We start from the raw sequence: 7,282 nt of genomic DNA, 5'->3' as shown, positions 1-7,282 counted from the left end.
CGGAGAAGGTAGCGGCCCGGCCTGCGTCGGGGGGGCGTGGCAGAGGCCGGGCCGCTGGTGGACTAGTCGAGCGCGCATCGCCGCTTGGTCCGATCGATAAACAGCGGTCGGCGGGATCGGTTCCGGACGATGGGCGAACTTTTCTCGTTGCAGGCGTGCGCTTGGGCGGGGGCGGCGATCGCGCTAGGGACGAGGGGCATCAAGGAGTCAAGCCCATGCACCTCGCCCGTTTCCCCCGCGTCCGCCTCGCCCACCTGCCCACGCCGCTGGAACCGCTGCCGCGGCTGTCGGAGGAACTGGGCGTCGAGCTGTGGATCAAGCGCGACGACTGCACCGGCCTGGCCGGCGGCGGCAACAAGACGCGCAAGCTGGAATTCCTGCTCGGCGAGGCCTCCGAGCGGGAGGCCGACACCCTGGTGACCCAGGGGGCGGTGCAGTCGAACCATGTGCGCCAGACGGCGGCGGCGGCGGCGGCGCACGGTCTGGCCTGCGAGGTCATTCTGGAGGCGCGGACCGGGTCGAAGGCGCACGACTATGTCGCCAACGGCAATGTGCTGCTGGACCGGCTGTTCGGGGCCGGGGTGCGGTTCGTCGCGGGCGGATCGGACATGCCGGCCGAGCTGGAGACGACGGCCGATGAGGTGCGGGCGCGCGGCGGCCGGCCCTATGTGATCCCCGGCGGCGGCTCGAACCCGGTCGGGGCGCTGGGCTATGTCGACTGCGCCCGCGAGATCGTGGTCCAGGCCGACGAGCTGGACCTGCCGGTCGACCGGATCGTCACGGCGACGGGCAGCGCCGGAACCCATGCCGGACTGGTGGCCGGGCTGGCGGTGATGGGGGCCGACATCCCGGTGCTGGGCATAGGGGTGCGGGCCCCGAAGGCCAGGCAGGAGGAGATGGTGCTCAGGCTCGCCCGCGAGACGGCGGCCCTGCTGGGGCGGCCGGAGGCGGTGACGGCGGCGATGGTCGCAGCCGACTGCGACTACGTCGGCGAGGGCTATGGCCTGGTCGATGACGGGGTGATCGAGGCGCTGAAGCTGGCGGCGCGGACCGACGGCATCGTGCTGGACCCGGTCTACAGCGCCAAGGCGATGAAGGGGCTGATCGCCCTGGCGAAGGCGGGGCGGTTCAAGGGCGAGACGGTGGTGTTCCTGCACACCGGCGGGGCGCAGGGGCTGTTCGGCTATGAGAGCGTGGTGGGGGCGGGGCTGTAGGGGCGTCAGTCTTCGCGGTAGCCGAGTTCGGAAAGAATGGTCCCCCACTGATCTAGCGCATCCCCCAACGCGACGTAGCCCGGCGTCGCTTCATCACTCGGATGTTGGCGGAGTGAAATATCCCACCAAGTCACATCGCTGTGCTTGTGCATGAACACGAAGAGTTCGACGCCATCCTTACAAGAGTCATGTCCTGCCTTGAGGGACGGAGGGACGAATGTGGCTGGGGCCGCAATGCCCATTGGCCACCCCGTATCTCGATACTCTGCGTGTTTGACGGTGTTGGCGATCGCCTCGATCGCTGGCTGCCAAGGAACACGATCGCCGACAAATTTGGTGAAGTCTTCGACCGTCGCCATACCCACCGGAAGCGCCTTCCCACTCTGACGCACGTCTCGAATGAGCGTTTTCCGGGTCCAATCGCGCAACGCAGTAATGGCGACGCAATAGTCTAACGCCGAGTACATTACCTCCTCGGTGTCGCAGGGGCGCGCGAAGACGGCTGTCTCGTAGCGGGCGAAATTCCAGTCGGCCTTTCGGAATTTCTCCCATGGTGATCGGATTGATGTGAGCAACTCAGGGTGACTTGCCCAAGGATGAGACTTGGTGCGGCGTGACATGTGCCCGCTGGTCCCCTACCCCGCCCCGGCCGCGATCTGCATCATCACCAGGCCGGTGAACCAGGCGGCCGCCGTGCCGATGATGTAGCCGACCACGGCCAGCAGCACCCCGACCGGGGCCAGCGACGGGTGGAAGGCGGCGGCGGCGACGGGGGCGCTGGCGGCGCCGCCGATGTTGGCCATCGAGCCGACGCCGAGGAAGAAGCTGGGCGAGCGGATCACGAAGGCCATGGCGAACATCAGGATGACGTGGACCAGCATCCAGACGCCGCCGATCAGGAAATAGACCGGCGACTCGAGGACGGCGGCGATGTTCATGTTCAGGCCGACGGTGGCGACCAGCACATAGACGAAGACCGAACCGATCTTGGCCGCGCCGGGGCCCTGCAGCCTGCGGGCGCCGGTGAAGGACAGGACCACGCCGATGACGGTGGCGATCAGCACCAGCCAGAAGAAGCTGGAGTCGAACGACAGCCGCTGGGCCCACGGATAGGTTTCGCCGAACCAGACGGCCAGCGGGTCGGCGATGGCGTGGGCCAGGCCGACGGCGCCGAAGGCCACGGCGACGATGAAGATCAGGTCCTTCAGCGCCGGGATGCGGGCGGTTTCCAGCTCATAGGCCTCGGCCTTGTCGCGGACCCGGTCGACGGCGGTGGTGTCGGCGCGGAACAGCCTGTCCATGGCGCGCTGGTTGGCGGCGATCCACAGGACGACGGCCATCCAGATGTTGGCCACGACCACGTCGACGGCGATCCAGATCGAGAACACGTCGGGACCGGCGCCGAAGATCTCATAGAGGGCGGTCTGGTTGGCCGAGCCGCCGATCCAGCTGCCGGCCACGGTGGACATGCCGCGCCAGATGGCCTCGGGCCCGGCCCCCATCAGCTCCGGCGCGATCCAGCTGGTCAGCAGCAGGGCGACCGGGCCGCCGATCATCACCCCGACCGTGCCGGTGGCGAACATGATCAGCGCCTTGGGGCCGAGGCCGACCACCGCCGGCAGGTCGGCCGAGACGGTGAGCAGGACGAGGGCGGCCGGCAGCAGGAAGCGCGAGGCGATGAAATAGAGGCGCGAGGTCTCGGGATCGACGACGCCGAAGGTGGTCAGCAGCGAGGGCAGGAAGTAGCAGAGCAGCAGGGCCGGGATGACGGTGAAGAACCGCCTGACCCACGGGTGCGACAGGTTCGAGGCCCAGAACACGCCGCCGAGAATGACGGCCAGCAGGCCGAGCACGACGGCGTCGTTGGTGATCAGGGCCGTCGCGGCCCCGGCTTCGGTCTGCATGGCGTTTCCCGGTCGTTTCGTCGCATAAGGGCGGCGGACGGCCCGAATGGCAAGGCGCGGGCGAAAGGGAGGCGACGGAGATGGGCAGGGTGCTCGGGGTGCTGGGCGGCATGGGACCGGCCGCGACGACGGCCTTCATGGCGCGGGTCCAGGCCCTGACGCCGGCGGCCGGCGACGAGGATCACGTCCACATGCTCGTCGACCTCAATCCGCGGGTGCCCAACCGCCACACCCGGCCGCAGGCCGCCGGGCGGACCCTGGGCGCGATGGCCGCCCGGCTGGGGGACATGGGGGCCGAGGTGCTGGCCATGCCGTGCAACACCGCCCACGCCCACGCCGGGGCGATCCGGGCGGCGGGCCTGCCGTTCCTCGACATGATCGCGCTGACCGTCGAGGCGGCGCGGGACACCGGGGCGCGGCGGATCGGCGTGCTGGCCACGCCGGGCGGCGAGGCGCTGTACGCCGAAGCCCTGGCCGGAGCCGGGCTGGAGGCGGTGCGGCTGTCGGACGAGGACCGCGCGGCCTTCATGACGGCGGTGCTGGGCTTCAAGGCCGGCGATTTCAGCGACGGGCCGCGGGCGGAGATGCGGCGGCTGGCGGCGGCGCTGGTCGGGGCCGGGGCGGAGGCGGTGATCGGCGGCTGCACCGAGGTGCCGCTGCTGCTCGAGGCCGGGGAGGTGACGGCGCCGCTGGTCGATTCGGCCGAGGTGCTGGCGGCGGCGTGCGTGAAGGCGTGCGCCTGAGACGGTTGCCTGGCCGCGCCGGCCGGGCCATGGATCGGGCGTGAACAGACAATCCCTGATCATCGACTGCGACCCGGGCGTCGACGACGCCGTGGCGCTGATGCTCGCCTTCGGCGCGGCCGAGCTGGAGCTGCTGGCCGTCACCGCCGTGGCCGGCAATGCGCCGGTCGACAGGACGGCGCGGAACGCGCGGATGCTGCGCCAGATCGCCGGCCGCGGCGACGTGCCGGTGTTCATGGGCGCGGACCGGCCGTTGCGGCGCGCGCCGGCCGGGGCGGGCGAGTTCCACGGGGCCGAGGGCCTGGGCGACCTGGCCCCCTTTGAGGCAGATATTCCGTGTACAGAAGGACACGCGGCGGACGCCCTCGTCGAGCGGGTGATGCGGCGCCCGGCCGGGTCCGTGGCCCTCGCGCTGCTGGGGCCGATGACCAATCTGGCGCTGGCCCTGCGCCGCGAGCCGGGGCTGGCGCGACGGCTCGGGCCGGTGGCGGCGATGGGCGGGGCGCGGACCGAGGGCGGCAACATCACCGCCTCGGCGGAATTCAACGTCTGGTCCGACCCCGAGGCCGCGGCCGAGGTGCTGGCCAGCGGCTGCGACGTGGTGCTGTTCGGGCTGGACGCCACCCACCAGGTGCGGGCGACGGAGACGCGGATCGCCGCGCTGGAGGCGATCGGGACCGCCAAGGCGGAGACGGCGGCGGCGATGCTGCGCTTCTCGCAGCGGGTCGAGCGCGAGATCGTCGGCTGGGACGCGCCGCCGGTGCATGATCCGTGTCCGGTGGCGTGGCTGCTGAAGCCGGAGCTGTTCGAACTGGCCCCGTGCCGGATCCGGGTGGAGACGGACAGCGAGCTGACCCGCGGGCATACGGCGGTGGAGTTCCGCGAGGCTGTGGCCGGGGGGCGGCCGCACCGCTGGGCGACGGCGGCCGACGCGGACGGGGTGTTCGCCCTGATCGCCGCCGCCGTGGGGACGGGCCGGACAATCTGACGCAGCCCGTTACGGCCAAGATTTGCGCCCGCGCAAGGCCCGGACCGCCCCGCGCGCCCATGAGCCGTTCCGACGCTTTCACCGGCCGCATGTCGCCGCCGGACGGCGCCGTGGAAGACGACGATGAAACGGAAAATCACGCTGGCCGCCGCCGCCCTGGCGATGACGCTGGCGAGCGGCGCCGCCGGCGGCGCCCTGGCGCAGACGAATGGCGACTGGCAGGTCGCGCGCAAGGGCGACTGGATCGTGACGGGGCGGGTGACGCAGGTGTCCAGCGACGCCGATGACGCCATCACGACGGCCGCGGGCGGGGCGACCGGCCTGAATGTCGCGGTCGGCGACGACGTCATGCCGACGCTGGGCTTCACCTATTTCCTGACCGACCATGTCTCGGTCGAGGCCATCCTCGGCGCGACGCAGCACGAGATCCGGGCCCGGGGCGGCGCGACCGACGTGGCGGTGCACGAGACCTGGGTGCTGCCGCCGGTGGTGACCCTGCAGTACCGTCCGGCGCCCGGGGCGCGGGTCAGTCCCTATGTCGGCGCGGGCGTGAACTACATGCTGTTCTTCGAGGGCGAGGATCGGAACGGTTTCGAGGTCGACCTGGAGGACGGCTTCGGCTACGCCCTGCAGGCGGGCGCCGATGTCGCCCTGACCGGACCGTGGACGCTGAACCTCGACGTCAAGCGAGTCTGGTTCGACACGCAGGCGACGATCAATGGCGGGGCGCTGGAGGCCGACGTGGGTCTCGATCCCTGGGTCGTGTCGCTGGGCGTCGGGCGCAAATTCTAGAGCCTGACCGGTTGAGGAGGACTCGCTTCGCGATTCCGCCGATGCCGTGAATCAGGCTCCAGGGGGCGAACAGCCCCGCTGGCGGCGGCGCGGCCCGGACGGGGGCTATACAGTTTCCGGCGGGCCGCGCGGCGCGGCGTTCGGGGGAGTGCGTCTTGAGGATCACCGTCGTCGGCTCGATCAATCTCGATCTCGTCGCCCGCGCGCCGCGGCTGCCGCGCGCCGGGGAGACGGTCACCGGGGCGGCTCTGGCCCGGCATCCGGGCGGCAAGGGGGCCAACCAGGCGCTGGCCGCGCGGCGGCTGGGGGCCGGGGTGTGTCTGATCGGGCGGGTCGGCGACGACGCCATGGCCGGGGAGGCGACGGCGCTGCTGGACGCCGGCGGGGTCGATCTGTCGGCGCTCGAGGTCGATCCGGCGGCGCCGACGGGCGTGGCCCTGATCGCGGTCGATCCCGGGGGCGAGAACCAGATCGTGGTGGCGGCCGGGGCCAACCATTTCGTGACGCCGGAGCAGCTGCCGGCCCGGATCGAGGGACCGCTGATCGTGCAGCTGGAGCTGCCGGTCGAGACGGTCGAGGCGGCGGTCGGGCGGGCCGCGGACTTCGTCTGCGTCAACCTGGCCCCGGCCGCGCCGGTGTCGGATCAGCTGCTGCGCCGGGCCGACCTGATCGTCGTCAACGAGACCGAGGCGGCCTTCTACGGCGCGGCCCTGCACCAGGGCGGCGGGAGGGTGGTGACGACCCTGGGGGCGAGGGGCGCCGTCATGCACCAGCGGGGCGCCGAGATCGCCCGGGCCGCACCGCCGAAGGTGACGGCGGTGGACGCGACCGGGGCGGGGGACGCCTTCGTCGGGGCCGTCTGCGTGGCCCTGCTGGAGGGGATGGAGCCGGAGGCGGCGCTGACGTTTGCCTGCGCCGCCGGGGCGCTGGCGGCGACGCGGGCGGGGGCCCAGCCGTCGCTGCCGACCCGGGCCGAGGTCGAGGCGCTGCTGGGGTGATTAGTGACTAGTGGTTTGGGGCGGACGGGACGACCGCGCGCAGCAAGCGCCACCGGCGAACCAGCAACCACTAATCACCAACCACTCATCACTTCTGAGCGCGGAACGCCGCGATGGCGTCGACGGTCTTGCGGACGTTGGCCTCGATCCCCGCCCAGTCGCCGGCCTTGACGGCGGCGTCGGTGATCAGTTTCGAGCCCATGCCGGCGGCGACGATGCCGGCGCCGAACCATTTGGCGATCGACGCCTCGTCGGGGTCGACGCCGCCGGTGGGCATGATCCTGGTCCACGGCATCGGGCCGAGCACGGCCTTGACGAAGTCGGGACCGCCGACGCTGGCGCCCGGGAACAGCTTGACGATGTCGCAGCCCAGTTCGTGGGCCTGGCCGATCTCGGTGACCGAGCCGCAGCCCGGGAACCAGGCGGTCATCCGCCGGTTGCAGACCCGGGCGACCTCGGGGACCAGGCAGGGGCTGACCACGAAGCGCGCCCCGCGGTTGAGGTAGAGGGCGGCGGTGCCGGCGTCGACGACCGAGCCGATGCCGAGGATGACGTCGGGGTCGCTGTTCCGCAGCTCGCGGGCGATGTCGCCGAACAGGTCGACGGCGAAGTCGCCGCGGTTGGTGAACTCGATGACCGGCGC

At 71.6% G+C, this 7,282-nt stretch carries 8 protein-coding genes; 5 read left to right on the top strand and 3 right to left on the bottom strand.

All coding sequences use genetic code 11. The features are described 5' to 3' along the window. Positions 1-215: 215 nt before the first annotated feature. On the top strand, positions 216-1,214 hold the full coding sequence (locus Q0588_RS07935; protein WP_298745373.1) for a D-cysteine desulfhydrase: 999 nt from the start codon (positions 216-218) through the stop codon (positions 1,212-1,214). Between the two features lie 5 nt (positions 1,215-1,219). On the opposite strand, the gene Q0588_RS07930 is transcribed toward Q0588_RS07935, so the two are convergent. Together Q0588_RS07930 and Q0588_RS07925 are read right to left on the bottom strand one after the other, a co-directional pair. After that, positions 1,220-1,834 (bottom strand): hypothetical protein, encoded by a 615-nt coding sequence (locus Q0588_RS07930; protein ID WP_298745371.1) that lies wholly within the window; start codon positions 1,832-1,834, stop codon positions 1,220-1,222. Positions 1,835-1,849: 15 nt separating this feature from the next. Further along, positions 1,850-3,118, bottom strand: a complete 1,269-nt coding sequence (locus tag Q0588_RS07925) for a DUF819 family protein (protein WP_298745369.1) — start codon at positions 3,116-3,118, stop codon at positions 1,850-1,852. 80 nt (positions 3,119-3,198) lie between these two features. Between Q0588_RS07925 and Q0588_RS07920 the strand changes: the two genes are divergently transcribed. The 4 genes from Q0588_RS07920 to Q0588_RS07905 all read left to right on the top strand — a co-directional run bounded on the left by Q0588_RS07920 (position 3,199) and on the right by Q0588_RS07905 (position 6,639). Then, positions 3,199-3,861, top strand: coding sequence for an amino acid racemase (locus Q0588_RS07920; protein ID WP_298745367.1), 663 nt, complete (start codon positions 3,199-3,201; stop codon positions 3,859-3,861). Positions 3,862-3,901: 40 nt separating this feature from the next. Then, the gene (locus tag Q0588_RS07915) at positions 3,902-4,849 is read left to right on the top strand and encodes a nucleoside hydrolase (protein ID WP_298745365.1); all 948 of its coding nucleotides are present in this window, start codon (positions 3,902-3,904) and stop codon (positions 4,847-4,849) included. A 123-nt stretch (positions 4,850-4,972) separates the two neighbouring features. Beyond that, complete coding sequence (locus Q0588_RS07910) at positions 4,973-5,641, top strand: OmpW family outer membrane protein (RefSeq protein ID WP_298745363.1); 669 nt, start codon at positions 4,973-4,975, stop codon at positions 5,639-5,641. Between the two features lie 155 nt (positions 5,642-5,796). Continuing rightward, positions 5,797-6,639 carry a ribokinase gene (locus Q0588_RS07905; RefSeq protein WP_298745362.1) on the top strand — a complete coding sequence of 281 codons (843 nt, stop codon included), beginning with the start codon at positions 5,797-5,799 and terminating at the stop codon, positions 6,637-6,639. 88 nt (positions 6,640-6,727) lie between these two features. Here the strand turns inward: Q0588_RS07905 and Q0588_RS07900 are convergent. Continuing rightward, positions 6,728-7,282, bottom strand: a 555-nt coding sequence (locus Q0588_RS07900; RefSeq protein ID WP_298745359.1) for a bifunctional 4-hydroxy-2-oxoglutarate aldolase/2-dehydro-3-deoxy-phosphogluconate aldolase, incomplete at its 5' end; no start/stop codon positions are given.

Source organism: uncultured Brevundimonas sp. (assembly GCF_937870815.1).
Classification (GTDB): Bacteria; Pseudomonadota; Alphaproteobacteria; order Caulobacterales; family Caulobacteraceae; genus Brevundimonas.
Note: the sequence above shows the minus strand (reverse complement) of the source record. Positions and strands in the feature narration are given on the sequence as shown.